Genomic DNA, 25,681 nt, shown 5'->3' on the forward strand with positions numbered 1-25,681 from the left:
ATGGCGGCGGAGTTTATCAGGTCGCCTTGAACACCATCCGACCGACAACGAAAAAATCCTGCCGATGAAAACCGACGACACGCTCTGGAATTTTGCGCTCGAGCTTTACGCCAAACCCGGCGTCGAGACGGCCTGCCTTGGCTGGCAAGATGCCGGTGGTGACGTCTGCCTATTGCTCGCAGGCGCATGGCTGCAGCAGCGCAACACGGCATTCAGCGACGCGCGCCTGGACGATTTGGAGCGGATCAGCAACAACTGGCGCGAGCAAGTCGTGGCACCTATGCGTGCGCTTCGAATTGCCTGGCGGGCAGGCGCGCAAAACGACCCTGCGCTGCACGCATTACGCGAGCGCCTTAAACGGATCGAGCTGGACGCCGAGCAGGTACAGCTGCATCGACTGCAGGCGGCCGTTGAAGACTGGCCACCTGCAACTGGTGAGGCGGACTGGATCGAGCGGATCGGCGCGCGCCTGGGACGAGACGATACGTTCGGCCCACTCACGACCCTCCGAGGCGCGCTGGGGGATCAGCCCGCTGACGTTTGAGTGTTTGGCGAGGCTTTCGCCGAAGGCTTACTACTACGGGGCTTTTTAGCCGCAGGCTTGCGCGCCGTTGCCGGCTTGCCTGCTGGCGGCTGAGCCGCAGGGGCTTTCTCGACTGAAGACGCGGCGGTTGCAGGTTCAGCTGATGCGGGTTTGGATCGGGCGGATGCAGGCTTACCGGCCGGCTTCGTCGCTGGCCGAGCAGCTGGTTTCGCTGCCGCTTTGCGGGCCACAGGGGCGCTTGCGTTAGCGCCGCTCGCCGTCGGCCTCGTGGCTTTCGTCGAGGGCCGCGCCGATCCACCGGAGGTGGCGGGTCGCTTGGTGGCGGTCACTTTATCCGAACTGGCGACAGTCGCCGCCTTGGGCGTCGCACGACGCGAGGCGGGCGCCTTCTGCTTCGACGTGTTTGCCGGCGCGCCAGACTTGCGTGCCTCCAGGGCCTTGGCCGCGGCTTGCTGAACCTGCGTCACGCCCTCGGCGAGCTTCAGGGCTTGCTCGGCGTCACGCTTGAGTTCTGCCAGGTAATTGAGGGTTTCACTCTGGCGCGACTGCAACAGCGCCAGCATGTCATCGAGTTCGGAAATTCGGCTGCGCGCGCGGGTCTGCGCCTTCGCCTTACCCGCACTGCCAGCATCGTCGAGCTTGGCTCGGGCCTTGACCAGTTTTTCCTGGGTCTTGCCACGCTGCTTTTCGAGCTTGGCAAGCAGCACCTCCGCCTCCCTCTGCGCCGAGCCACAGGCTTTTTGCAAATGTTCCACCAGGCTGCGTGACAGCTGCTGGAGCAAATGAAGCGGGGTGTCGACCGACTGTTTCTTCGCTGGCATGAACACGCCTCCTGGCGGAAATGGAGTAGCCATACTAGTCGGGCTACAGAGTTCCGCCAACCGGGTCACCGCAGCGGCATGCCACCGCGTGCTACAGACCCGGCAGCCCGCCTATCAAGCCGGCATCGCGACCTGCTTGTGCGCGGTATGCAGCACCTCGATCAGGCAGTCTTCCAACTCGAAACGCTCGTGCAACAACTGGCCCAAACGCTGCAATTCGTCCGGGAAACCTGCGCTTTCCAGGCATTCGCCCTTGTCGCAGCGATCGTTAAAGGCTACTGCCACCTCGGTGATGGCTTCGATACGCGGATAGATTTGCCGTGCCAGGTCAAGACCACGCTTGTCCCCGAACGCCTCGGCCTCGTTAAGCAGCTGCTCGTAGATTTCGAAGTGCCCTGCCGAAACATAATCGAGCAGGATCTCGCAGAATTTCTGTAGCGCCGAGCGGCTATCCGCCCCCTCATCTGCATGCAGCCCATCGAATGCACTGATCAGCTCATGACGTTCCTGCAGCCAGCGATCGATCAGCAGATGTACACCTCCCCAGCGTTCCTGGGCGTTCCGACAGCTCTCGAGCATGATGACCTCACTTCCCTAATCGATGATGCTTGTTGCGCCTTCCGAGACGATTTGTTGTCTTGGGGTATCGGCCTTGGGTGAGTGGCAGCCAGCCGGGCGGAACGGGTATCGGAGAAGCGCTGCGCGCTGGCGTGCCAAATCAGGGTCGATCACATCTGGATTCGCCTGACCTGCCAATGCTCGCTACCTCTCACGCCTTCCAAGCCGGCGCTGCCCCCGCAGACTAAGCTGCACGGACCGAAGCATCAAGCAGCACCGGGCAAAAACCTCACGCAGCGCAGCCGAGCCAAATCGCTTCGATCAGAGCATTGACCGTCTCGCCCGAAGATGATTCGCCGGCCCCGACAAAATGCCTCAGCCGCGCCTGAGAAGCTGCCAGAAGCTGAAGCCGACCATGGCGATGAAACCCAGCAGCGTCCATTCGGGAATGCTCATTCCCAGCAGCGTCCAGCTGACCTCGGCGCATTCGGCCGTGCCATGCAGGACTAAGCGGACAATGTCCTGGAAGGGCAGCGCATCCATCATGTATTCAAGGCTGGGCAGGCACGCCGGCAGCTCATCGGCCGGCATGTTCTGCAGCCAGATCTGGCGAATCGCGGTCGCTCCGCCAGCCAGGGCGAAGAGCATTGCCAGCACCGAATAGACACGGCGGCCCGTTTTGGCTGGGCCGTGCAGGGCAGCCACCAGGCAGACCAGCCCGAAGCCGATCACGCAAATGCGCTGCACGATGCACAACGGGCACGGCACGAGGCCAACCACGTGCTCTAAATAGAGCGCAGCGGCCATCATCAAGACGCAACCGATAAAAGCGAGTAAAAACAGCGAACGCGGGCTTGCCAGGTTCATGATGACTCCGCGGGGAGGAAAAGCTCGCTACGGTAGTGCGGCGCGACCTGACCTGCAAGCCGCTTGCAGACAGCCGCGCGAAGCCGCGGGACAGACGTCACGCGGCAGCAGGGGATACGGCTAGCGGATGACGACAGGCAGCGGGGCGGCGCCTTCCTGATCGAGCAGAACCAGACCCTCCTGGAACAAACGGTTACTGCGCTCGTTATCACCTAGCTGAGCCAACAGGCGAGCCAGCTCGGCACAGGTGTCGGCACGGTGCTCGATCGCCAGGCTGGCTTCGAGGTAGTCACGCGCCTTGCCCCAGAGTGCGTTGCGAAGACTGAGCCGCCCCAGCGCGAGTAGCAGTTCGGCATTGTCCGGATGCGCCTTCAACCAGCCTTCCGCATTGGCCAGCTGACGCGAAGGATCGCGCCCCTGAACCCGACCGTAGCGTTCTACGAGCCGATCATCGAATTGGCGTTTGATCGCCGTATGCAGCAACTCTTCAGCCTTATCCTGGCCGCCTAGCCGGGTAAGCCCGTCGGCATAGGCGCGCACCAGTGCAGGCTCGTTGCGCAACGAACCCGGCACGGTTTGCCAACGCTGATCCAGTGCCTGGCGAGCTTCATCGCCTGCGACTGGCTGACCGGAGCCGGCCTGCTCCAGCGCTGCCGTCCAGGCCAGCACTTCAAGTTCATTCAGACGGGCCGGCGGCAATACACGATGCTTGCGCAACTCAGGCAGCAGGCGGCACAGCGCAGGCCAGTCCTGCAACTGGACATAGAGCTGCTGCAACAACGAGAGAACCTGCGGATGTCGCGGATGTTCACCGTGCAGCGCATCGAGCGACGCGCGCGCTTCGGCGTACTGGCCGCGTGCGATCTGCAGCTGCGCCTGGGTCAGGCCGACGGCCAGCCCGGCTTCAGGCTCACGCTCGCGCGCCTTGCGCAGCAGCTCGTCGCTCTGCTCGTACTCGCCCAATTCGCTGGCGGCACGGGCCGCGCCCAGATAATGCACGAGCGGTTGGCGGTCATGCTCGGCTGCGGTCCGCAAATGCCCGAGGGCCGGGCCCCACTGCCCTTCCGCCAGTTCCCGCAGGCCGCTGCGTGAGGCCTTGGCGACGCGCCGCGCACGGTGGCGCCGTGACCAGGGATTGACCAACGCGCCGGAGGCATGCAGTAAGCCCAGGACGCCATGCACGACGATCGCCAGCAACCAGAGCCCGGCAAGCAGGCCAACGAACACCCAGAAGCTGGACTCGTACCGAAACCGGTCGTAACTGATCAGAACGTAGCCGGCATCCTGCGACACGGCCCACCCCAGAAAGCCGATGGCAATCAGTAAAAGAATCAGGAAGACGGCCAGTCGCTTCATGTGCGCACGCCTCCCTCTTCTTCAGGCGCGACCGGAGCCGCCTCTTGGTCGGCCGGAGCTGCGTCCCCGCCTTCGGCGTCGTTGCGGGAGGCACTTTCTGCTTCCGGGTCGCCGGCACGCTCGGCCGACTCGCGCTTCTGCACGTAGGTTTGCAGCGCATCGAGCGCCGGTGACAGATCAGGGAGACTTACCTCGACCTGCCGGTCAGCCAGTTTCTGCAGACGATCACGCAGACCACGGCTCTGGCCATTCGCTTCGCTGAAATGATCCTCGATCAAGCGGGCCGCCTGTTCGAGCGACTGCCGATAGACCTCGGTGTTGCTGTTGAGCACTGCCCACTGCGCCTGCTCGATGGCCAGCGAGAGCGCGAGCCTGACCTGGGCCAGGCTTTGACCTGCCAGCAGCGGGCGGACGTCGTTGCCGGCATTGAAATCGACGCGCACGTAGCGCGTCAGCTCGTCGACCCAGCGGCGCCAGGTGGTGTCACTGCTCTCGACCGCCCCCTCGCCGACCTCGAACTCGGGTGCCAGCCCGCTCAGCTGGCTGGCTCGCCCGCGCAATGCACCGAGTTGCAGGAACAGCCCGGTGCGGTCGATCTCAGGCAAGCTGCGCAAGGCCTCGAGCCCTTCAAGCAGCTTCTGCCGGGCACCGTAGGCGCCGGGATCGTCCTGATTGCGCAGGATCACGTCGGCTTCCTCGACCAGCGACGCCGCGCTGTTGACGTCTTGCATCGCCGACAGTCGCAGCATGGCCATGCGCAGCAGGTGCTCCGCTTCGGCCAGGCGCCACTGTTCGCGGCTGGCGCCCAGGACCTGTTCCACACGGCCGGCGAGCCGTTGCTGGTCACTTTGGACCTGGGCCAGCAGGCGGCGCCGCTCCTCCAGTTGCTCAGCCGAAGGAAGCTGCTCCAGACGACCCATCCGGCTCGCCAGTTGCTGGTTGCGATCGTTCGCCTCGCGCGCTTGGGTACGAGTCGCCTCGACGGCATCGCGTTGCGCCTGCTCACGATCGGCAAGCTGCTGCGTCTGCCAAATGCCGTAACCCCCGGCGGCCAAGCCCGCCAACCCGACCAACAATGCAACGCCGGCCAGGGCTTTGCCACCACTAGAACCCGACGTAGTGGGCGTTTTGGGTGGGGGCGTCTTAGGTGGCGGTGACTTGGGCGGCGGTGTCTTCGCAGACAGATTCGGATCCTTGAGTGGTTCTGTCTTCACCGGTTCGTGTGGGGCGCCGGGATCGCTTCCCTTGGGTTGCTGCGGTGACTTGTCGGGATCTGTTTCGCTCACGTTTCCATCCTTTGCATCAGGAATGCGGGCTCGGGGTTTCCCGTAACGCCGCCAGCAACGCCGAAGCTCCAGCGCCTCGGCAGTCCACGATTCGTTTTGCACCCAGTTGCGTTGCCAGTGCCGCGACTCGGGGGCTCGGTATGAATAAGGTTAGTTCACGCAGCTCAGCCCAGTCGTCACCGGCCAATTGGTGCAACGACTCAAGGCCCTGCCCACTGCTGACCATCAACGCATTCAGCCGTTCCGATCGCACGGCCTGTAGCAGCGCGCCCGCCGGGTACTGCGGCAGGTAGCGACGATAGAGTTCGAGGCTGTCGACCTGCACGCCCCGCGCATTCAGGGTATCGACGATCAGCTCTCGCCCCCCCTCACCACGCAGCAGCAACGCCCTGGGTTGCGGCACCGCGAGCGCTTCGGCCAGGCGGGGAAGTGCCAGCAGTGCCTCGCTGTCATCGCCAACGGCCGGCCAGGAGACGTCCAGGCCATAGTCTTCGAGCAATCCCCCGGTCGCCGCGCCGACGCTGAACCATGCCTGACCGAACGGCTTGTGCGGCCAGTAACGATCCAGGCGCTCGAGCCCCAGGCGTGCTGCCGGTTTGCTGACCACGATGACCGCCTGGTAGCGGTCGAGCTCGAGCATCGTCGCGCGCTGTTCTGGTGTCTCCGGTAGCGGCTCGATAGCTAGCAGGGGGAGGCTGCTGGTGTGGATACCCACTTGCGCCAGCCGCGCCGCCAGCGCGGTGCACTCGTCGGCGGGACGGGTCAGCAGCAGCCGCCATCCCGTCACGCCTTGCCGGCCTCGCCGTAGATGTCCGCGAGGATCTTGCCGGCACCTTGGGCGAGCAGCGCTTCGGCGATTCGCACACCAAGTGCTTCAGCGTCGCCGATCGGTGCGCGGCCTTCCGCACGCAACAACTGCGAACCATCAGGCTGCCCGACCAGGCCACGCAACCATATCTGGTCGCTCTCGAGCATCGCGTAGCAGGCGATCGGCACTTGGCAACCACCGTTGAGGTGACGATTCAGGGCGCGCTCAGCGCTGACGCGCACGGCGGTGGCCGCATCGTTCATGCATTGCAGCAGATGATGCAACTCGACGTCGCCCGTACGGCACTCGATGCCCACGGCGCCCTGCCCGCCGGCAGGCAGGCTGTCTTCGACCGTGATTCGGGTGCGTATACGATCGCCGAACCCCAGACGGATGAGCCCGGCGGCGGCGAGGATGATAGCGTCGTACTCACCGGCGTCGAGTTTGGCCAACCGGGTATTCACGTTGCCGCGCAGGAATTGGATCTTGAGGTCAGGGCGGCGCGCCAATAGCTGGGCCTGGCGGCGCAGACTGGACGTGCCAACTACCGCCCCCTCAGGCAGCGCATCGAGGGTTTCGTAATGGTTGGAAACGAAGGCATCACGAGGGTCTTCGCGTTCGCAAATGCAATACAGGCCGAGGCCTTCTGGGAACTCCATGGGCACATCCTTCATGGAGTGCACCGCAATATCGGCCTCGTTTTCCAGCAAAGCGGTTTCCAGTTCCTTAACGAACAAGCCCTTGCCACCTATTTTCGCAAGGGGCGCATCGAGCAGCTTATCGCCACGGCTGACCATGGGCACCAGGCTTACGCGGACCTCAGGATGTGCCGCTTCGAGGCGAGCCTTGACGTATTCGGCCTGCCACAGGGCCAGGGCACTCTTGCGTGTGGCGATGCGAATTTCGCGAGACATGGGTGATTCCAAGCAGATGAACTGCCGGCGATGATAACAGGCAAGGCCGCCCGACTGGGTTGGCGGGGGTCAAGGAAAGCGGCTGGCTGGAGGCTGGAGAGACGGCCCCAAACCCTGGCACCCCTCACGCCAATTCGCTGCCATCTCAGCGACTCGCATCCCTATGACTCGTCCAGCAGTCCAGCGTCCAGCACCGTCGCCGGCGTTACAGGCCCTGCATCAGCTTGCGCACACCCGCGACATGCCGGCGGCTCACTGTCAGGGGCTCGCCTTCCAAACCTTTGAGGAAGAGCTGGAAATGCCCGAGCGGTGTGCGTTGCAGGCGCTCGATGCGGTCGCGATAGACCAACGCGTTGCGGTGGATGCGCACGAAGCGCTCTCCAAACTCGTCTTCCAGGGCCTTCAGCGGTTCGTCCAGCAGGACTTCGCCGCCCTCGTGGCGCAGGGTCACGTATTTGTGATCCGCGATGAAATAGATCACCTGTGGCAGCGGGATCAGTTCGATCCCCTTACGTGTGCGGGCGCTGATATGGCTGCGCGGCCCGACGCCCGATACCGCGGCGGGACGGGTCAGTGCCGCGAGCTGCACGCGGTTCGGCCGCTCGGCCTTCTTCAGCGCCTCGGCCAGGTGCTCAGGCCGCACCGGCTTGACCAGATAGCCCACGGCGCTGACCTGAAACGCTTCTAAAGCGAATTCATCGTGGGCGGTGCAAAAGATCACCGCGGGTGGGGCATCGCGCTCGCAGAGTTTGGCAGCGACCTGAAGGCCGTCGAGGCCCGGCATACGGATGTCCAGCAACACAACGTCAGGACGCAGCTCCTCGATGCGGGAGAGCGCCTCCTCACCGTTGGAGGCGGAAGGTTCCAGGACACGATAGCCGTCAAGGTCACCTACCAGTCGGCTGAGGCGCTCGCGGGCTAGAGGTTCGTCATCGACAATCAGCACATTCATATAGTTCTGGCTTCCTGCTGTTGTGTCGCACACGGATAGCGTAGACAGGTGTAGTGACGGGCATTACGCCGCTCCACGCTGAGACTCGCTGCAGGGCCGAAAAGTGCCGTCAATCGTGCGTCGATGTTGTGCAATGCCTGGCGAGTCCCCCGTGACGGCTGGGCTTGAGCGGCTTCGTCGAATGGGTTACTGACTTCCAGATTGAGCACGCCGTCGGTGTAATCGGCCTTCACGCAGACCAGCCCGCCTTCGATCCGCGGCTGGATGCCATGGATCAAGGCATTTTCCAGCAGCGGTTGCAAGGTTAGTTGCGGGATCGGCAGGTCGCCTGGGACCCCATCGATCTGCCAATCCATGCGCAGGCGGTCACCCAGGCGGTACTGTTCGATCGCCAGGTAACGCCTGGAAAGCTCGACTTCCTCAGCCCAGGGCACCAGCGTCCCGGGGCGTGCCAGGCTGGCTCGAAACAGATCGGAGAGGTCCAGTACCGCCTGCTCGGCCTTACCCGGGTCGGTCGCGACCAGGCTGGCGATGCTGTTCAGGCTGTTGAACAGAAAATGCGGCCGGATGCGCGCCTGCAATGACTCGATCCGCGCCTTGAGCTCGGCCTGTTCCTGCCGCCGCCACTGGCTCTGCAGGTAGAAATAGCGCAGCAACAGACCCGACATGATTAGGCTGATCAGCGCATGTCGCAGGTACAGGTTGACCTCACCGGCGCGGGTCAGAGGCCCGCCGAGCTGGTAGATATCAGCCACCGCGGTGCAGGCCAGCGTCAGGCCCACCACTATCGCGCTGCAGGCGAGCCCGGCAAGCCAGGCGGGTAAGCGTGCCAGCAGCGGCCGCAACTGACAGGTCAGCCCCGCGGAAAGCAGCATCACCCACTGCACGAACAGCGACGCCAGGGCCAAGCGCATCCAGTTAAAGCCCGGCTGCATCGGCTCGGCGAGGACCAGAACCAGCACAAGCAGCTCGGCCAGCAGGACAAGCCCCAGCAGGGCCTCTGGCTCGCACAGTTCAGGGACAAAGAATTCGTCAACGTGGCCAGCAGGCACATAACGGTCGGGCCTTCTTGACTTCATGGCGAGGCATCCGCGCGACAGGCGCGCAAAAGGGAGTTATCAGACAGAACAGCGTGCATCGAGACCTGCGCGATTTATACGGCAGCCGACCATCGAATAGCGGGACGCGAGCCGATTGTGCGCACCAGGCAGAAGAAAATCACCCGCCTCGTAGCCGCGCCGAGAACCGGTTCGTCAACAACCTCCTGCGTTGGCCATCTGCCCAGGACCGGATCACGGGCACCCTTGGCCCGGGGAAACACCAGCATGGCTGTATCGGCAATCGTGGCGGTACGTACCTAACCCACCGAAAAAACTTCAAGGCAAGCCGGGCGGTGCCGATATTGCTGAGTGGCCTGGAGATTGCGTAGCCCACTGACCTACATTGGCCGCCGTTGCGGCAGGAGATGAGCCGTGCTGCTGTTTTCCTCATTGCGTAGCCGTTTGCTGCGTCCGGTGTTTATCACCCTGTGCCTGGCGGTCGCCGTGCAGGTGGCGGTCGCCCTCGTGCTGACGCGCGGAACCATCGAATCGCTCAAACTGCAGATTCAGCAAAGCCTGAGCAGTGACGCCGAGCGCCTGCTGGGCGAGCTCAAGACGGCCGACGGCGAGGTCCGCAGCGGGCTGTCCGGCCTGTCGACGCGCATGCAGGCCGATCTGACCGAGGGCCTCAAACAACGGCTCACCGAAGAGCAGCATCAACTGCAGGAAGTCCTCGAACGGCACCTCAAGCAGTCGGGTGACGACTTGGCCGTTCTGCTGGCCGGCGTCGCGCCTGCGGCGATTTGGGACAAAGACATTCCGGCACTCACCGAATTCGTCAGGATGGCCCATCAGAATCCCGCCGTGGTGTTCGTTGTCTACTTCGACGCAGATGGCAATCAGCTCACCCGCCATCTCAACCGCAAGGACCCGCGCGTCAAGACACTGCTGGACAAGGGCGAGGGCCGGACCGCGTTCGACAAAGTCCTGTCGGCGGCAGAACAGGATCCCTCGCTGTATCTGGCCAAGACCCCAATCAACCCCAAGGGCGCCGAGATCGGCCAAGTCATTCTTGGCCTGTCCACCGCTGCCGTGGACACTGAACTCTCCGCGTTCAACAGTCGCTTTCAAACCCTGATCGCCGGCACTTCGGATCTGGTCGAAAGCGGCTTGGCAACAACCGCATCCGACAGCACCAAGGTGCTTGCCGCGCGACTGGCGGCCGCTGCGGACGTGGCGCAAAACATCGACGCCAACAGTCAGAAAGCCGTCCAGCATTCGGCAACGACGCTGCTGTGGCAGATCAGCATCGGGCTGGCTATAACCGGCGCGCTGCTGCTGGTCGCCTTGACGCTGGTGCTCGGCCGCCAGGTGCTTCGCCGCCTCGGGCTGCTGATCGATGCGCTGCGCGGCCTGTCGGCCGGCCATGGCGACCTCACCCAGCGGGTGAAGATTCAGAGCAAAGACGAAGTGGGCGACATGGCCGAAGCGGCCAACCGCTTCCTTGCCAAATTGCAGCCTATCGTTCAGGAAGCACGCGCCATTGCGGTGCAGACCGGCGCCGAGATCGATGCGCTGGGCAACCGCAGCAGCGCCGCCGCCTCGGCGGCCGAACGTCAGCGCGACGAAGTCGCCGGCAGCCTGCAGGCGCTGGCCGACATGACCCAGCGCGCCGAGCAGGAAAGCCGGGCGATGCAAGAAGCACTGAAGCAGGTCGCCTCGATTCGCAAGTCGGCACTGGACAACGAGGCGATATCCAGCCAGGTCGGCAAAACTATCGAGGCGCTCGGCGAGGGCGTACAGAGCAGCGCCGCGGTCATCGAACAACTGGCCAGTCAGAGTGAACAGATCGAAGTGGTGCTGACCGTCATCCAGGGCATCGCCGAACAGACCAACCTGCTGGCGCTGAACGCCGCCATCGAAGCGGCCCGAGCCGGCGAGAGCGGGCGCGGCTTCGCTGTCGTTGCCGACGAAGTGCGGGCGCTCGCCAGCAAGACTCAGCAATCGACCGGCGACATCCGCAGCCATATCGAAAGCCTGCAACGTGGCGCACGCGAAGCGGTCACCGCCATCGCCGCCACCGGCAAGCAGGCCGACAGCGGGCTGACTTCACTCGCGGCCAGCCGCTCGCTGCAGCAGGCCCTGCAACTGGCCGTGGCCGAGGTGCATGACGCCGTGCAAAAGGCCACCGAGGGCGCCGAACGCCAGGCCGGCAGCGCAACCGACGTGCGCGAACGCATGCAGGTGATCATGACCGAGGCCGAACGCTCGGCCGAAGCCGTTGCGGCGACTGCAACCAGCGGCCGCGAACTGGGCGGCCTGGCACTGCGCCTCGAAGCCAGCCTCGGACAATTCCAGGCCTGACCAACCTCCGATCCAGGAGCGCTGATACGGCAAGGACCAGCAGCCGGCCGACCACGCCGGCTCGTTTCGGTGGACGCTGAGCAGGGGCCGACCCTGTTATCATCCGGCCCTTCTTTTCGTTCACCGATTTCTGCGAGCGCATTCATGAGCACCGACAAGACCAACCAGTCCTGGGGCGGCCGTTTCAGCGAGCCCGTCGACGCCTTCGTCGCCCGATTCACCGCCTCCGTCGAGTTCGACAAGCGCCTCTACCGCCACGACATCATGGGCTCGATTGCCCACGCCACCATGCTGGAAAAGGCCGGCGTGCTGAGCGCCGATGAGCGCGACCAGATCATCGCCAACCTGAAGGACATCCAGAGCGAAATCGAGGCCGGCACCTTCGACTGGCGCATCGACCTGGAAGACGTGCACATGAACATCGAGGCGCGTCTGACCGACCGCATCGGCGTGACCGGCAAGAAGTTGCACACCGGCCGCTCGCGCAACGACCAGGTCGCCACCGACATCCGCCTGTGGCTGCGCGACGAAATCGACACCATCCTCGGCGAGATCACTCGCCTGCAGCAGGGCCTGCTGGGTCTCGCCGAGGCCGAAGCCGACACCATCATGCCCGGCTTCACCCACCTGCAAACGGCCCAGCCCGTGACCTTCGGTCATCACCTCCTGGCCTGGTTCGAGATGCTTTCGCGCGATTACGAGCGGCTGGTCGACTGCCGCAAGCGCACCAACCGCATGCCGCTCGGCTCGGCCGCGCTGGCCGGCACGACTTACCCGATTCAGCGGGAAATCACCTGCGAACTGTTGGGTTTCGAAGCGATCTCCGGCAACTCGCTGGACGGCGTTTCGGATCGCGATTTTGCTATCGAATTCTGCGCCGCCGCCTCGGTGGCGATGATGCACCTGTCGCGCTTCTCCGAAGAGCTGGTGCTCTGGACCAGCGCGCAGTTCCAGTTCATCGATCTGCCGGACCGCTTCTGCACCGGCTCCTCGATCATGCCGCAGAAGAAGAACCCGGACGTGCCGGAACTGGTGCGCGGCAAGACCGGCCGCGTGTTCGGCGCGCTGGCAGGCCTGCTGGTGCTGATGAAAGGCCAGCCGCTGGCCTACAACAAGGACAACCAGGAAGACAAGGAACCGCTGTTCGACGCCGCCGACACCCTGCGTGACTCGCTGCGCGCCTTCGCCGACATGGTCCCGGCGATCAAGCCCAAGCGCGAGATCATGCGCGAAGCGGCGCTGCGCGGCTTCTCCACGGCGACGGATCTGGCCGACTACCTGGTGCGCAAGGGGCTGCCGTTCCGCGACTGCCACGAGATCGTCGGCCACGCGGTGAAGTACGGCGTGCAGACCGGCAAGGACCTGGCCGAGATGAGCCTCGACGAACTGCGCCAGTTCAGCGACCAGATCAGCGATGACGTATTTGCGGTACTGACGCTGGAAGGCTCGGTGAACGCCCGAAACCACATTGGTGGCACCGCTCCTACGCAGGTACGTGCGGCCGTTCAGCGTGGCCGCGAACTGCTGGCTAATCGTTAAGCGCCCCGATAGAAAAGAGCCCCCATGCCTGAACTGCTGCTTCGCGGCCTGGGGTTTCTCGCCGGGACGATCGCCGAAGTCGTCCTGGCCTATCTCTTCTACGGCGGTGGCTGGCTGACCTTGCGCATACTGACGCTGGGCCGCTACCCGAAGCTGCCGCTGCGCGTAACTGACCCGATGAGCTCGCGCAGTTCCTGGGTCGCGGCATTTGGTTTCTTATGCCTGGTAGGTTTGCCGCTGTTATGGCTGACCGTCACCCATAGCTGACTACTGCACGAGACTATTCCATGCCCTTGAACATCCGCCCCGCCACCCGCGCCGACGCCGCGCTGATTCTGCGCTTTATCACTGAGCTGGCGATCTACGAGCGCGCCGAGCATGAAGTCAAAACCGACGCTGCCGGCATCGAGGCCAGCCTGTTCGCCGAGGATGCGACCGCCCGCGCGCTGATCTGCGAGCGGGACGGCATGCCGATTGGTTACGCAGTGTATTTTTTCAACTACTCGACCTGGCTCGGCCGCAACGGGCTTTACCTTGAGGACCTCTACGTGACGCCCGACGCGCGCGGAACCGGAGCGGGCAAGGCACTGCTCAAACACCTGGCGCGTGTCGCGGTCGATCGTGGCTGCGGTCGCTTCGAGTGGGCGGTATTGGACTGGAACGAGCCGGCCATTCAGTTCTACCGTTCGCTGGGGGCGCTGCCACAGGACGAGTGGACCACCTACCGCGTCACGGGCGCTGCCCTGCAAGCGTTGGCTGAGCAGCCCTGACCCGCAGCAGGGAACTCCTGGCCATTGGGCGATACCCAACACAGGTATTCGCCGAAAAGGCTACGCCCGGATGGCCGACCTCAAAACTCTGCTGCTCAACCAGGACACCCAAGGCGCGGAAGTCTTCGAGTCCGCCAAGGAGCGGCTGAACTTCTATCGCTCGGAAATCCATTTCGAATCGACGCTGCTGGCCAGCCGCACCAGCAGCTATCTGTCGTCGCAGTCCTTCTTGATGATTGCCTTCGCGTCATCCATGGCCAACACCAACCCGGAATGGGGCAGCCTGTTTCGCCTGGTCGTACCGAGCCTGCTCGCCGTGCTCGGGCTGGTCACCTCAATGCACGCCGTGCCCGGCATCCGAGCCAGTTATGACGTAATCGAACGCTGGCACCGCAAGCAGGCCGAACTGCTGCAGACCGAAGGCAGCGCCGGGCTGCTCGGCAACCGGCAATCCGCGCTGTTCGGTGAGGGCGACAATCCTGCAGGCGGTGAGCGGTATAAGCGCACGCTGCTCTTCTCGCTGCGCACGCCGGTCATCTTTGGTAGTGTCTGGGCGTTGCTCGGCGCGTTCTGCGTAGTGCTTTACGTGGTCGGCGTCGACTGATCAGAGCCAGTCGCGAAACTTGAACCAGGCGTAGGGGATGATCGCCGAGACGACCATCATGCACAGCGCCATCGGGTATCCGAGCAGCCAGCCCAGCTCAGGCATGTGCTCGAAGTTCATACCGTAGACGGTGCCGACCAGCGTCGGCGGCAAGAACAGCACCGCGGCGATGGAAAACACCTTGATGATCGCGTTCTGTTCGATGTTGATCAGCCCGAGCGTGGCGTCGAGTAGAAACGCAATGTCCCCGAGCAACCGCGCCTGGTGCTCGCCGAGCGACCGCACGTCGCGTTCGAGCGCCTTCAACGCCCCTTTTGTCACGCCCTGCTTCGAATCGTCCGCATGCAGACGGTAGAAAGCGATCAGCCGGCTCGAACTGAACAGACTCTCGCCGAGCTGGGAGAGCAGCGAGCGGTGCTGGCCAAGCTGCTGGATGACCTGCTGCAAGTCGGTGCGCTGCTCCTTGCGCTCGTCGAATACCCGCCGCGACAGCGCTTGCAACTGCACCTGGACGCTTTCCAGAACATCGGCGATGCGATCGACCACGGCGTCGGCCAGCCCGAGGAAAACGGCGTGGCTGGACGTTAGGGCTGATGGTTGCCGGGCAATTTTCGTCTCGAACTGGCGAAACGCGCTGAGTTCGGCATAGCGCACCGTGACCAGGCAGCGGCGCGTCAGCACGAAGGTAACCTGGGCGTTTTCCGGGCGGCGATCGGCAATCCCCATCACCACGGTGGTCGTCATGAAGATCGCCCCGTCTTCGTCGTAGAAGCGCGAGGAATCCTCGATTTCCGCCAACTCTTCTCTCGTGGGGATGTCCAGCCCCAGCGCGCGCTCGACGAAGCGCTCTTCCTGCTGGTCGGGCGATTGCAAATCAACCCACAGCACCTTATCGGGAAGCGCCTGTGCCTGTAGATCGTCGGCGACTCGCCTCACCAGGGCACCATTTGCAAGACTGTAGAGCGTGATCATTAGCGCGGCCGTACCTCAAGATGGTCCATGCCAGAATAGAAACCGGCTCAAGCGAAGCGTTCAAGCCATGCCTTGTACCGGCTTCGCCGGTCAGGTCCAATACCGCTCCCGCAAACGAGGACGCAGCATGACGCATACCGATTCGGATGATGACGAAACGTTCGCCGCACACACCCTGATCGAGGCCATCGAGAACCAGCTCGAGGCCGGCGAACCGGCTGTTACGCAAGCGACGCTGAACAAGCTGACCCTGGTGGGCTACGAGCGCGAGGAGTCGATCAAGCTGATGGCTCTGGTCCTGGCCGACGAAATCCGGCAAATGCTCGCCGACGACCGAGGCTTCGATGCCGAACGTTACGAGCGGCTGCTTCGCGACCTGCCAGAGCTGCCCGAATAGCCTTCGGGGCGGCAGCCTGCCGCCGAGCGGCTACACTTGGCGGACCGGGCCCAGGCCCAGCCAACGAGGAACGAACATGGCGTATACACCTGAAGTGGTAGCCGAGCTGGAAATCCTTCGACTGTTCAACCTCGACAACTCGCTCGAAGGCCTCAAGGTGCATCACGATGCGAGCCCTGAAGCCGTGGCCGCCACTCAGCGCCTGCATGCCAAAGGTCTGACGACCCAGCCCGACGGCGGCTACCTAACCGGCCTCGGCCGTGACGCGGCTGAGCATGCGCAGGTGCTCTTGACCATTCTGTCGGGCACCGCGACCGCCTGAACGCGCACAGCGGCGCTGTCGGCTCGCCAGCCCGCTGCAGCTTCGCTTTTCCGCCTGGCCGGGCGGCGTGTTATTTTCTGCGCACTTGCCCCATCACTCATCGGACAACCCGACCCGTGCCCCACGATTTCGCATGAGCCTGCAACCGGAAATTCGCCCCGTTCTCGAAGAGGGAATCGACCGCAAGGAACTCGCCGTGCTGCGGGCACGCTTCCTTGCGGTCAACGCGGGGCGCCTGGAGCGCGCGCGGCAGATCATGTCGCCACGCCAACAGGCCGTGGTGCGGCTGTTGCCGCTGCTGTTCCATGTCAACCACCCCATCCTGCCCGGGTACGTTTCGGCCACCACGCCGGCGGGCGTCTCCGGCTATGAGCCCGATAGCGATACGCTCGCCGAAGCCCAGCGCCTCAGCCGCTCGTTTGCCTACCGACCGGTACGCGGCAAGCCGGCGCAACCGATCCACGGGTTGTTTCTCATGGGCAGCCTGGGCACCGTCGCGCAGGACGAGCACAGCGACCTGGACGTCTGGGTCTGTCATGCGCCGGGGCTGCCAGAGCCGCAACTCGACGAACTGGCCCGAAAATGCGCGCTGCTGGAGGCTTGGGCGGCAACCCAGGGTTGCGAGGCGCACTTCTTTCTCGTCGAGCCAGAGCGTTTCACACAAGGCGCACGTGACGCCAAGCTGACCAGCGACGATTGCGGCACCACCCAGCACTACCTGCTGCTCGACGAGTTCTATCGGACCGCAATCTGGCTGGGCGGCCGCACCCCGCTGTGGTGGCTAGTGCCGGACTACGAGGAACATCGTTACGACGCCTACGCCAACACCTTGCTCAGCAAACGCTTCGTGCGCAGCGAGGAGGTGCTGGACCTCGGCAACCTCGGCAGCATTCCCACCGGCGAATACCTCGGGGCCGGTCTCTGGCAGCTCTACAAAGGTATCGAGGCGCCGTACAAGTCGCTGTTCAAACTGCTGCTGGTCGAGGCCTATGCCAGCGATTACCCGAACTCGCGCTGTCTGAGCCTGGATTTCAAGCGCGCCGTTTACGCCAACCACTTGGACCTCGACGAGCTGGACCCGTACATCGTCGCTTACCGGCGGATCGAGCAGTACTTGTTCAACCGCGCCGACCATGAACGGCTGGCCCTGCTGCGTCGCTGCCTCTACCTCAAGGTCAACAAACCGCTCAGCCGGCCGCCAACCGGCCGAAGCAAGAGCTGGAAGCGCCGCCTGCTGGAACGCCTGACCGCCGACTGGAAGTGGGACGAGCGGCAATTTGCCCAGCTCGACAGTCGCAGCCAGTGGAAGGTACGCCGCGTCATCGAGGAGCGTCGCGCCCTGGTCAACGAACTCACATTCGGCTACCGGTTCCTCAGCGAATTCGCTCGTCGGCAGCAGATCACCTGCAGTATCAATGGCCGTGACTTCGGTGTGCTCGGTCGGCGCCTCCATGCGGCGATCGAGCGCAAGGGCGGGAAGATCGAGGCGATCAACCTCGGCATCGCGCCGGATCTGGCCGAACACAGCCTGACCCTGGTGCAGGGCTACGACGCCGCTGACGACGTTTCCTGGGCGCTCTACGAGGGCAATCTCAACGCGCAACAGCTCAGCAACTTCTCCCCGCTCAAACGCTCGCGCGAGCTGATCCCGCTACTGGCCTGGTGTCACCGCAACGGCGTGATCGACGGCGCGACGCATGTCGCCCTGCACCCGGGCGACAGCGGCCTGACCGAAGGCGAGCTGTTCGCCCTCCTGACCGAACTGAGGCAGGCATTGCCGATGCCGCCACAGGCGGTCCCTGACGAAGCCCTGCTGAACCCTGCGGCACCGGTTCGGGCACTGCTATTGATCAACGTTGGCGTCGACCCGCTCAGCCCGGCGCAACCGTTTTCGTTCGATGAGCTATCCGACTCGTTGGGGCTCGGCACGGGGCGCGAGCATCTGATCCTGAGCATCGATCAATTGACGCTCAATAGCTGGGGCGAGCTGATCGCCACCCGTTACGAAAACCCTGCGCCGCTGGCCGAATGCCTGCGCGATTACTTGCAGGCGCTCCCCCCCCATGGCGAGCGTCCGAGCCTGCAGGTGCGCTGTTTCCGCAACGCTGGCGTGCAGCTGGCGCGACGGGTGGAAACGGTATTCCTTGATGCCCAGGCAGCGCTCGACGAGCCGGGTGAGAGCCGTTACCTGCTCCAGGTTCGCCAGCACTTCCATGTGCTAGATCTCGCCGCGGGGAACATCCGCCATACGGCCCTGCACGATATGCCCGCGCTGCTCGAACACCTCGGCGAAACCCATCACCAGCATCGACCGCTGCGCCTGGAACGGCACACCCTCGTTGGAACCGACTTGGCGCTGGTGCTGACCCAGGCACGCCCCGACTGCCTGCAGGTGTTCTACCGTGTGCAGAACGGGCTGGCCGAGGTTACGGTGCTCGACGAATTCAACTCACTCTGGCGTCAGCAGTACGGGTTTCGTGACGAGCAGAGTCTGTTGGCACCGCTGCTGCGCTTCCTGCAATCGGTGAGCTATCGGCGCACCACGCAGCTGCCGTTCGAAGAGAGCCGTTTGGCCGCGATGGACATTCTGATCTATCGCCTGCAGTCAGCGGCCCAGGACGGTGCGCCCGCACTGGAGCGCCGGCCCGCACCACGCGAGGCCAGCAACCCGTTCTACGACATTCAAGCGATCGTCGAACCCGGTGAGCGGGGCCGCTCGCAGGTCACGCTGTACTGCAATCATCGGGAATTCTCCAGCCTCGAATACGGGCCTGAGCTCTACGCCGCCGTGGCGCACTACATTCTGACCCAGCGCCGGGCCGGCGAGCGTTATCCCTGCTACCTCACGGATCTGGATCTCTCTGGGCTACATGGCGGCGCACGGGCGCAGACCGTCCAGTACCTGCGCTACAAAACGCATCTGGAGACGGCGATCAACCAGGCACTGCACGCAGACTGAACCGCTCGCCGCGCGCTACTTCCGGTGCGCCTCGCCCGCGGCTTCGGGCTGGTATTCGACGGCCAACAGGGTCAGTTTGAGCACCTTGCCGCCCGGCGTCGGCCAATCGATGTGCTGACCCACACTCAGCCCGAGCAACGCGCTGCCCACCGGCGCTAGAACCGACACGGTCCCGTCCTTGCCGGCCTCCTCGGGGTAGACGAGCGTCAGGTGGTAATCCTTGCCGCTTCCCTCTTCGCGGCAATGCACGCGCGAATTCATCGACACCACGCCGGCCGGCAACTCGGCGCGCTCGACGACCTGAGCACGGGACAGCTCCTCCTCGAGGGCCTCGGCGGCCGGGCCGTAATCCGGTAGGCCATCGAGCAGCCGCTCGATCCGCTGGAGGTCGGATTGGGTGATGATGATCGACGGTGCACTGGTCATGAGTACGGGCAAGCTCCTCGAAAATTGGAATGGCAGAAAAGCAAAACCCCACCATGCAAGGCGGGGTTCGTCCTGCGACCCTAACACAGGTCACCGAGGAAGCAAGCGCCGGGGGCGTGCCCGCCGGGCAGCCAGTAGCAGGTTAGAGGTCTTCGAATTCCAGCGCTTCGCCGCCCTGCTCCTGCGTGGCCCGGGTGAGCAACTCGCCGAGCCGTTCGTCGTTCGCATCGCATATCCACGCCGCGTTTTCTTCGTCGTAATCGAAGTGGAAGCCACCCGAGCGCGCCGCCAGCCAGAGCTGACGCAATGCCGGCTGACGGCTGAAGATTAGCTGGCTGCCGTTCTCGAAGCGAACCGTCAGCACGCCGCCGGAGTTTTCCAGATCGACGTCCAGGCCGCTGTCGTCGAAAACGTCCTCGACGGCTTCCTGCACGGCGTCGACCAGATCGTGAAAGCGCGCTTCGCTAAGACTCATCAGTGGAATTCCTTCTTGTCGATAGAGCGGCAGGCAACCGGGCCGGCCGATAATGGCGGCGAGCTTAGCAGCCCGGCGCAACCTCTAGCGAGTCGCCAGACCGGCGCCGCCCGAACGCCGGCCGAAGCACGAGGCCACATAGGCAATCCGACGGGTGCTGGGTATACTCCGGCCCATCGATTTTTCTAGGATTGCCCCCCAATGAAGCGTCTGCTGCTTCCACTTGTCGCGCTCGCGATACTTGCCTCCGCCCTGAGCGGTTGCGGCCAGAAAGGCCCGCTCTACCTACCGGATGACGAGGCAACGTCCAAAGAACGTTCCAAAGACCGATTCGAACTGTAAAGGAGGCATTCCATGGAGGCCTTCTCGTACCGCGACGGTCAACTCTTCGCGGAGGGCGTGGCGCTGCCCGCTCTCGCGCAACGCTTCGGCACCCCCACCTACGTGTACTCGCGCGCCCACATCGAGGCCCAGTACCGCGCCTATGCCGATGCCCTGCAAGGCATGCCGCACCTGGTCTGCTTCGCCGTGAAGGCGAACTCGAACCTAGGCGTTCTGAACGTGCTCGCGCGGCTCGGTGCAGGCTTCGACATCGTCTCGATCGGCGAACTGGAGCGGGTCCTCGCGGCCGGCGGTCAACCCGAGCACATCGTCTTCTCCGGCGTCGGCAAGAGCCGTGACGACATGCGCCGCGCACTCCAGGTCGGTGTGCACTGCTTCAACGTCGAGTCCACCGACGAACTGGAACGCCTGCAGCAGGTGGCCGCCGAGCTGGGCGTCATGGCACCGGTATCGCTGCGCGTGAACCCGGATGTCGATGCCGGCACCCACCCGTACATTTCCACCGGGCTCAAGGAAAACAAGTTCGGCATCGCCATTGCCGACGCTGAGGATGTCTATGCCCGTGCACACGAGCTAGACAACCTCGAAGTCATCGGCGTGGACTGCCACATCGGCTCGCAGCTCACCAGCCTGCCGCCGTTTCTCGACGCGCTCGATCGCCTGCTGGGCTTGATCGACCGACTCGCGGTGCGCGGTATCCGTATCCGCCACCTCGATCTGGGCGGTGGTTTAGGCGTGCGCTATCGCGAAGAGCAGCCGCCGCTCGCTGGGGACTACATCCAGGCGGTGCGCAAGCGCATCGACGGCCGCGACCTCGCGCTCGTTTTCGAACCAGGCCGATCGATCGTCGCCAACGCCGGCGTGCTGCTGACTCGTGTCGAATACCTCAAGCACACCGAGCACAAGGACTTCGCCATCGTCGATGCGGCGATGAACGACCTGATTCGCCCGGCGCTCTACCAAGCGTGGATGGACGTGGTACCGGTGCAGCCACGCGACAGCGAACCGCGCCACTACGACATTGTCGGGCCGATCTGCGAAACCGGGGACTTCCTCGCCAAGGAGCGCCCGCTCGCCCTGGCCGAGGGTGACCTGCTGGCGGTGCGCTCGGCGGGCGCCTATGGTTTCGTGATGAGTTCTAACTACAACACGCGCGGCCGTGCAGCCGAAGTGCTGGTGGACGGGGACAACGCCTACGAAGTGCGCCGCCGCGAAAGCGTGCAGGAGCTATACGCTGGCGAAAGCCTGCTGCCAGCCTGAGGCCACGACGATGCTTTTGCGTTTTACCAAGATGCATGGCCTGGGCAATGATTTCATGGTCATCGACCTGATCAGCCAGCATGCGCACATCCAGCCCAAGCACGCCCGGCAATGGGGCGATCGCCACACCGGCGTGGGCTTCGACCAGCTCCTGCTGGTCGAGCCACCGCACAATCCCGACGTGGACTTTCGCTACCGCATTTTCAACTCCGACGGGTCGGAAGTGGAGCAATGCGGTAACGGCGCCCGCTGCTTCGCGCGTTTCGTGCTGGACAAGCGGCTGACCATGAAGCGGCAGATCCGGGTAGAAACCAAGGGCGGCATCATCGAGCTGATCGTGCGCCCCGATGGGCAGATCACCGTCGACATGGGGCCGCCGCGTCTGATCCCGGATCAGATACCGTTCCAGGCCGACGAAGAAGCCCTGAGCTACCCGCTGGACGTTAACGGCCAACAGCTGCGGATCGCCGCAGTGTCCATGGGCAATCCGCATTCGGTCCTACGGGTGGAGGATGTCGACACCGCCCCGGTTCACCAGCTCGGGCCTCAGATCGAGCATCACCCGCGGTTTCCGCAACGGGTCAACGCGGGTTTCCTCCAGGTTGTCGATCGCCAGCATGCGAAGCTGCGCGTCTGGGAGCGCGGTGCGGGCGAAACGCAGGCCTGCGGGACCGGTGCTTGCGCTGCGGCGGTTGCCGCGATTCGCCATGGCTGGATGGATTCGCCGGTGCAGATCGACCTGCCCGGCGGCCGTCTGTCCATTGAATGGGCAGGCACTGGACAGCCCGTTATGATGACCGGCCCCGCCGTTCGCGTATTCGAAGGACAGGTTCGCCTATGACCGAGCAAAACCAGGAAAAGCCGCAGCTGCCGGACGCCGAAGCCGTCGCGGCCTACCTGCGTGCGCATCCGGAATTCTTTGTCGACCACGATGAACTCATTCCCGAGCTGCGCATCCCCCATCAGCCCGGTACGGCCGTATCGCTGGTCGAGCGGCAGGTCAAGCTGCTGCGCGAGCGCAACATCGAGATGCGCCATCGCCTGTCGCAACTGATGGACGTCGCGCGCGACAACGACAGGCTGTTCGACAAGACGCGCCGGCTGGTGCTCGACCTGCTCGATGCCAACAGCCTCGAGGAAGTGATCGGCGCGATGGACGAAAGCCTGCGCCACGAATTCCAAGTGCCCTATGTCAGCCTGATCCTGTTCAGCGAGACGCCCTTGCCGGTCGGCCGCAGCGTTACCGCGAACGAAGCGCAGCAGGCCATTGGCGGATTGCTGGGCAGCGGCAAGACGGTCTGCGGCGTGTTGCGTCCGCACGAGCTGGCCTTTCTGTTCGGCGAGCAGGAAAGCCGCAGCATCGGCTCGGCCGCCGTGGTCGCGTTGAACCAGCAGCAGGGCATCCTCGCCATCGGCAGCGAGGACCCACAACACTACAAAAGCTCGCTGGGCACGCTCTTCCTGGGCTACATCGCCGAGGTGCTGACGCGGGTTCTGCCGAGCTACTCCACCCCGTTGCGCTCGGTACGCTGATTGCCGGAAACAGCATCCGGGGCTGTCCAAAGGCGCGTACCGGCTAGAAGAGCGTTGTGATGCAGACCGATCTGGATGCCTATTTCCAATACCTGCGCAGCGAACGGCAGATGTCGCCGCACACGCTGGATGGCTACCAGCGCGATCTGCTCAAGGCCGTCGCCTTTGCCGATAAGCAGCAGTTGCGCGACTGGGCCGAATTCAAGCCTGCCCATGTTCGTCAATTGATTGCCGATCAGCATCGGCGCGGGCAGTCCAGCCGCAGCCTGGCGCGCCTGCTGTCGTCGCTGCGTGGGCTCTATCGCTACCTGGCCAAGGAAGGACGCTGCGCCCACGATCCGGCAGCAGGTATCTCCGCACCGAAGGGCGAGAAACGCCTGCCCCGCCTGCTCGACACCGACCGCGCCATGCAATTGCTCGACGGCGGCGTCGAGGACGATTTCATCGGCCACCGCGACCAGGCGATGCTCGAGCTCTTCTATTCATCCGGCCTGCGCCTGGCCGAGCTGGTGAGCCTGAATCTCGAACAGCTCGACCTCGGATCCGGGCTGGTGCATGTCCACGGCAAGGGCAACAAGCAGCGCATCCTCCCGGTTGGGCGCAAGGCACTCGAAGCACTGCAGGCCTGGCTGCCGCTGCGGGCGCTGAGCAATCCGCCCGATTCGGCGGTGTTCGTCAGCCAGAAAGGCCGCCGGCTCGGCGCGCGCGCCGTGCAGGTCAGGGTCCGCGAGGCGGGCGTTCGGGAGCTCGGCCAGCACCTTCATCCGCACATGCTGCGGCACAGCTTCGCCAGCCATATGCTCGAATCGTCACAGGACTTGCGTGCAGTGCAAGAGCTACTCGGGCATGCCGACATCGGCACCACGCAAATCTATACGCACCTGGACTTCCAGCACTTGGCCAAGGTCTACGACCAGGCGCATCCGCGAGCCAAGCGCAAACAGAACAGCGAGCAGGAACCATGACCATTCGGCTGATCACCTTCGACCTGGACGATACCCTGTGGGACGTGGCCCCCGTCATCCAGAGCGCGGAAATCCAACTGCGCGACTGGCTGGGCGAACATGCGCCGCGCCTGGGCGACGTTCCGGTCGAGGCCCTGGCCGCGATTCGCAGCCGCCTGGTCGAGGCCGACCCCAGCCTCAAGCACCGCATCAGTGAACTGCGCCGCCGCGTCCTGTTCCATGCCTTGAATGACGCCGGTTATACCGAGGCCGAGGCCCGCGAGATGGCCCACAGGGCCTTCGAAATCTTTCTCGAGGCGCGCCACGCGATCGAACTCTTTCCCGACGTGCACCCAACGCTGGAACGGCTCGCCAATCACTATGCCCTCGGCGTGCTGACCAACGGCAACGCCGACGTCAGCCGGCTCGGGCTGGCGGATTACTTCCGTTTCAGCCTGTGCGCGGAGGAGCTCGGTATAGGCAAGCCGGACCCCCACCCCTTCCGCGAAGCGCTCAAGCGCGGCGGCGTCGAAGCCGCGCACGCCGTGCATGTCGGCGACCACCCAAGCGACGACATCGGCGGGGCGCAGCGGGCCGGGCTGCGGGCGATCTGGTTCAACCCGGGCGGCAAGGCCTGGGCACATGAGGGCCGGCCTGATGCCGAGATCGGCAGCTTGGCCGAATTGCCGGCGTTGCTACACGGCTGGCGCTGACGGCGAACGTCGCAGAAACGAAAAAACCCGCCAATAGGCGGGTTTTTCTCGAGGCAGAGCGACGCCGGATCAGATGGGCCGGCTGCCATACTTGCTGTCGGGTTTTTTAGGCGGATCGGCTACCACGTTGGGTTCGACCTCCTGCACCTGGCCTCCACGCGCCAGGAACTCTTCCATCGCGCGAGCCAACTCTTCGCGCTCGCGCTGCTTGGCTTCCAGGCTGGGCAGTTCATCGACCACGACCGCCTTGGCCTTGGCTTTCTTGTTGGTCGGCGTGGCGCGCTCGCTGTCGGTGCCTTCATCATCCGACATGTCATCGCTGTCGTCGGAATCGGCCGCAGCCAGCTCCTCGCCTTCATCCTCGTCGTCGTTAACGTCCAGATCGTCTTGTTCTAGTTCTTCGTCACTCATGTTCAACCTCGTCCCCTGCCAAAGCGGAAGTTATAGCCCAGCGATGAACTTTGTTCGCCATCGCCAAAAAAAATTCAACTTGCCATCCCATGCAACGTCGCGAGCACCTGCCTGGCCCCGCCCTTATCGCGGTGTTCCCCGAGATAGACGCCTTGCCAAGTCCCCAACGCCAATCGGCCATCCTGTACCGGCAGGCTGACCTCACAGCCCAGCAGGCTGGATTTGAAATGCGCCGGCAGGTCGTCCGGCCCCTCGTAATCATGTTCGTAGCCGGGCTGGCCCTGCGGCACCAGGCGATTGAAGAACCGCTCGAAATCGCGCCGTACCGCACCATCGGCATTCTCGTTGATGGTCAGCGAGGCCGAGGTATGGCGCAGCCACAGGTGTAACAGACCAGCCGTGCATTCGCGCAGTTCCGGCAGATGCTCGAGCAACTCATCGGTGATCAGGTGGAAGCCGCGCGGTCTCGGCCGCAGCGTGATGATCGTCTGTCGCCACATCGTC

28 protein-coding genes and 2 pseudogenes are annotated in these 25,681 nt (G+C 64.1%); 16 read left to right on the top strand and 14 right to left on the bottom strand.

Annotation, left to right across the window (positions count from 1 at the left end; all coding sequences use genetic code 11):
• Positions 1 to 64 precede the first annotated feature (64 nt).
• Positions 65 to 544, top strand: coding sequence for a TIGR02444 family protein (locus M1D78_RS18545; protein ID WP_437421434.1), 480 nt, complete (start codon positions 65 to 67; stop codon positions 542 to 544).
• On the opposite strand, the gene M1D78_RS18550 is transcribed toward M1D78_RS18545, so the two are convergent.
• From M1D78_RS18550 to M1D78_RS18590, 9 genes are all read right to left on the bottom strand, one after another.
• On the bottom strand, positions 526 to 1,398 hold the full coding sequence (locus M1D78_RS18550; RefSeq protein WP_437421973.1) for an AlgP family protein: 873 nt from the start codon (positions 1,396 to 1,398) through the stop codon (positions 526 to 528). The genes M1D78_RS18545 and M1D78_RS18550 overlap by 19 nt on opposite strands.
• Positions 1,399 to 1,479: 81 nt before the next feature.
• Positions 1,480 to 1,944 carry a sigma D regulator gene (gene rsd, locus M1D78_RS18555; RefSeq protein ID WP_437421435.1) on the bottom strand — a complete coding sequence of 155 codons (465 nt, stop codon included), beginning with the start codon at positions 1,942 to 1,944 and terminating at the stop codon, positions 1,480 to 1,482.
• Between the two features lie 354 nt (positions 1,945 to 2,298).
• The gene (locus M1D78_RS18560; protein WP_437421436.1) at positions 2,299 to 2,790 is read right to left on the bottom strand and encodes a disulfide bond formation protein B; all 492 of its coding nucleotides are present in this window, start codon (positions 2,788 to 2,790) and stop codon (positions 2,299 to 2,301) included.
• Between the two features lie 120 nt (positions 2,791 to 2,910).
• On the bottom strand, positions 2,911 to 4,146 hold the full coding sequence (locus tag M1D78_RS18565; protein WP_437421437.1) for a heme biosynthesis HemY N-terminal domain-containing protein: 1,236 nt from the start codon (positions 4,144 to 4,146) through the stop codon (positions 2,911 to 2,913).
• Complete coding sequence (locus M1D78_RS18570) at positions 4,143 to 5,432, bottom strand: uroporphyrinogen-III C-methyltransferase (RefSeq protein ID WP_437421438.1); 1,290 nt, start codon at positions 5,430 to 5,432, stop codon at positions 4,143 to 4,145. Before M1D78_RS18570 ends, M1D78_RS18565 begins: the two co-directional genes overlap by 4 nt.
• 16 nt (positions 5,433 to 5,448) lie before the next feature.
• Positions 5,449 to 6,219 carry a uroporphyrinogen-III synthase gene (locus tag M1D78_RS18575; protein ID WP_437421439.1) on the bottom strand — a complete coding sequence of 257 codons (771 nt, stop codon included), beginning with the start codon at positions 6,217 to 6,219 and terminating at the stop codon, positions 5,449 to 5,451.
• Entirely contained in the window at positions 6,216 to 7,154 is a 939-nt protein-coding gene (gene hemC / locus M1D78_RS18580; protein ID WP_437421440.1) for a hydroxymethylbilane synthase, read from the bottom strand. The genes M1D78_RS18575 and hemC overlap by 4 nt, the downstream gene beginning before the upstream one ends.
• 205 nt (positions 7,155 to 7,359) lie before the next feature.
• The gene (locus M1D78_RS18585; protein ID WP_437421441.1) at positions 7,360 to 8,106 is read right to left on the bottom strand and encodes a LytR/AlgR family response regulator transcription factor; all 747 of its coding nucleotides are present in this window, start codon (positions 8,104 to 8,106) and stop codon (positions 7,360 to 7,362) included.
• A complete protein-coding gene (locus tag M1D78_RS18590) occupies positions 8,103 to 9,185 on the bottom strand; it encodes a sensor histidine kinase (RefSeq protein ID WP_437421442.1) in 1,083 nt (360 codons plus the stop codon). The genes M1D78_RS18585 and M1D78_RS18590 overlap by 4 nt, the downstream gene beginning before the upstream one ends.
• 804 nt (positions 9,186 to 9,989) lie before the next feature.
• Here M1D78_RS18590 and M1D78_RS18595 point away from each other — a divergent pair.
• The 6 genes and pseudogenes from M1D78_RS18595 to M1D78_RS18620 all read left to right on the top strand — a co-directional run.
• Positions 9,990 to 10,652: pseudogene (locus M1D78_RS18595) on the top strand (HAMP domain-containing protein); the annotation flags it as partial.
• Entirely contained in the window at positions 10,626 to 11,510 is an 885-nt protein-coding gene (locus M1D78_RS18600) for a methyl-accepting chemotaxis protein (RefSeq protein ID WP_457933601.1), read from the top strand. The pseudogene M1D78_RS18595 and the gene M1D78_RS18600, both read left to right, overlap by 27 nt.
• A gap of 144 nt (positions 11,511 to 11,654) precedes the next feature.
• Positions 11,655 to 13,049 carry an argininosuccinate lyase gene (argH, locus tag M1D78_RS18605; protein WP_437421444.1) on the top strand — a complete coding sequence of 465 codons (1,395 nt, stop codon included), beginning with the start codon at positions 11,655 to 11,657 and terminating at the stop codon, positions 13,047 to 13,049.
• 24 nt (positions 13,050 to 13,073) lie between these two features.
• The gene (locus M1D78_RS18610) at positions 13,074 to 13,316 is read left to right on the top strand and encodes a hypothetical protein (protein ID WP_437421445.1); all 243 of its coding nucleotides are present in this window, start codon (positions 13,074 to 13,076) and stop codon (positions 13,314 to 13,316) included.
• A gap of 20 nt (positions 13,317 to 13,336) precedes the next feature.
• Positions 13,337 to 13,819, top strand: coding sequence for a GNAT family N-acetyltransferase (locus tag M1D78_RS18615; protein ID WP_437421446.1), 483 nt, complete (start codon positions 13,337 to 13,339; stop codon positions 13,817 to 13,819).
• A 70-nt stretch (positions 13,820 to 13,889) separates the two neighbouring features.
• A complete protein-coding gene (locus M1D78_RS18620; RefSeq protein WP_437421447.1) occupies positions 13,890 to 14,423 on the top strand; it encodes a hypothetical protein in 534 nt (177 codons plus the stop codon).
• Here M1D78_RS18620 and M1D78_RS18625 read toward each other — a convergent pair whose 3' ends face one another.
• A complete protein-coding gene (locus M1D78_RS18625) occupies positions 14,424 to 15,395 on the bottom strand; it encodes a magnesium transporter CorA family protein (protein WP_437421448.1) in 972 nt (323 codons plus the stop codon). It abuts the gene before it with no gap.
• A gap of 130 nt (positions 15,396 to 15,525) precedes the next feature.
• Here M1D78_RS18625 and M1D78_RS18630 point away from each other — a divergent pair.
• From M1D78_RS18630 to M1D78_RS18640, 3 genes and pseudogenes are all read left to right on the top strand, one after another.
• Positions 15,526 to 15,792, top strand: a pseudogene (locus M1D78_RS18630) (hypothetical protein); the annotation flags it as partial.
• Positions 15,793 to 15,868: 76 nt separating this feature from the next.
• Complete coding sequence (locus M1D78_RS18635) at positions 15,869 to 16,114, top strand: TIGR02647 family protein (protein WP_437421449.1); 246 nt, start codon at positions 15,869 to 15,871, stop codon at positions 16,112 to 16,114.
• A 133-nt stretch (positions 16,115 to 16,247) separates the two neighbouring features.
• On the top strand, positions 16,248 to 19,073 hold the full coding sequence (locus M1D78_RS18640) for a class I adenylate cyclase (RefSeq protein ID WP_437421450.1): 2,826 nt from the start codon (positions 16,248 to 16,250) through the stop codon (positions 19,071 to 19,073).
• Between the two features lie 15 nt (positions 19,074 to 19,088).
• Here M1D78_RS18640 and rnk read toward each other — a convergent pair whose 3' ends face one another.
• Both rnk and cyaY read right to left on the bottom strand, forming a co-directional pair.
• On the bottom strand, positions 19,089 to 19,499 hold the full coding sequence (gene rnk / locus M1D78_RS18645) for a nucleoside diphosphate kinase regulator (RefSeq protein ID WP_437421451.1): 411 nt from the start codon (positions 19,497 to 19,499) through the stop codon (positions 19,089 to 19,091).
• Positions 19,500 to 19,641: 142 nt separating this feature from the next.
• Positions 19,642 to 19,974 carry an iron donor protein CyaY gene (gene cyaY, locus M1D78_RS18650; RefSeq protein ID WP_437421452.1) on the bottom strand — a complete coding sequence of 111 codons (333 nt, stop codon included), beginning with the start codon at positions 19,972 to 19,974 and terminating at the stop codon, positions 19,642 to 19,644.
• A 201-nt stretch (positions 19,975 to 20,175) separates the two neighbouring features.
• Between cyaY and lptM the strand changes: the two genes are divergently transcribed.
• Genes lptM through M1D78_RS18680 form a run of 6 tightly spaced genes read left to right on the top strand, consistent with a single transcriptional unit; the run spans position 20,176 to position 24,766 of the window.
• A complete protein-coding gene (gene lptM / locus M1D78_RS18655) occupies positions 20,176 to 20,316 on the top strand; it encodes an LPS translocon maturation chaperone LptM (RefSeq protein WP_437421453.1) in 141 nt (46 codons plus the stop codon).
• A gap of 12 nt (positions 20,317 to 20,328) precedes the next feature.
• On the top strand, positions 20,329 to 21,576 hold the full coding sequence (gene lysA, locus M1D78_RS18660) for a diaminopimelate decarboxylase (RefSeq protein WP_437421454.1): 1,248 nt from the start codon (positions 20,329 to 20,331) through the stop codon (positions 21,574 to 21,576).
• 10 nt (positions 21,577 to 21,586) lie between these two features.
• Positions 21,587 to 22,417 (top strand): diaminopimelate epimerase, encoded by an 831-nt coding sequence (gene dapF, locus M1D78_RS18665; protein WP_437421455.1) that lies wholly within the window; start codon positions 21,587 to 21,589, stop codon positions 22,415 to 22,417.
• Positions 22,414 to 23,109, top strand: coding sequence for a DUF484 family protein (locus M1D78_RS18670; protein ID WP_437421456.1), 696 nt, complete (start codon positions 22,414 to 22,416; stop codon positions 23,107 to 23,109). Before dapF ends, M1D78_RS18670 begins: the two co-directional genes overlap by 4 nt.
• 59 nt (positions 23,110 to 23,168) lie before the next feature.
• On the top strand, positions 23,169 to 24,074 hold the full coding sequence (gene xerC / locus M1D78_RS18675; RefSeq protein WP_437421457.1) for a tyrosine recombinase XerC: 906 nt from the start codon (positions 23,169 to 23,171) through the stop codon (positions 24,072 to 24,074).
• Positions 24,071 to 24,766: an HAD family hydrolase gene (locus tag M1D78_RS18680; protein ID WP_437421458.1), complete on the top strand. Its 696-nt coding sequence runs from the start codon at positions 24,071 to 24,073 to the stop codon at positions 24,764 to 24,766. The genes xerC and M1D78_RS18680 overlap by 4 nt, the downstream gene beginning before the upstream one ends.
• A gap of 69 nt (positions 24,767 to 24,835) precedes the next feature.
• Here M1D78_RS18680 and sutA read toward each other — a convergent pair whose 3' ends face one another.
• Positions 24,836 to 25,177 carry a transcriptional regulator SutA gene (gene sutA / locus M1D78_RS18685; protein WP_437421459.1) on the bottom strand — a complete coding sequence of 114 codons (342 nt, stop codon included), beginning with the start codon at positions 25,175 to 25,177 and terminating at the stop codon, positions 24,836 to 24,838.
• A gap of 74 nt (positions 25,178 to 25,251) precedes the next feature.
• On the bottom strand, positions 25,252 to 25,677 hold the full coding sequence (locus tag M1D78_RS18690) for a secondary thiamine-phosphate synthase enzyme YjbQ (protein WP_437421460.1): 426 nt from the start codon (positions 25,675 to 25,677) through the stop codon (positions 25,252 to 25,254).
• Positions 25,678 to 25,681 lie beyond the last annotated feature (4 nt).

This window comes from Pseudomonas sp. SA195, assembly GCF_054131565.1.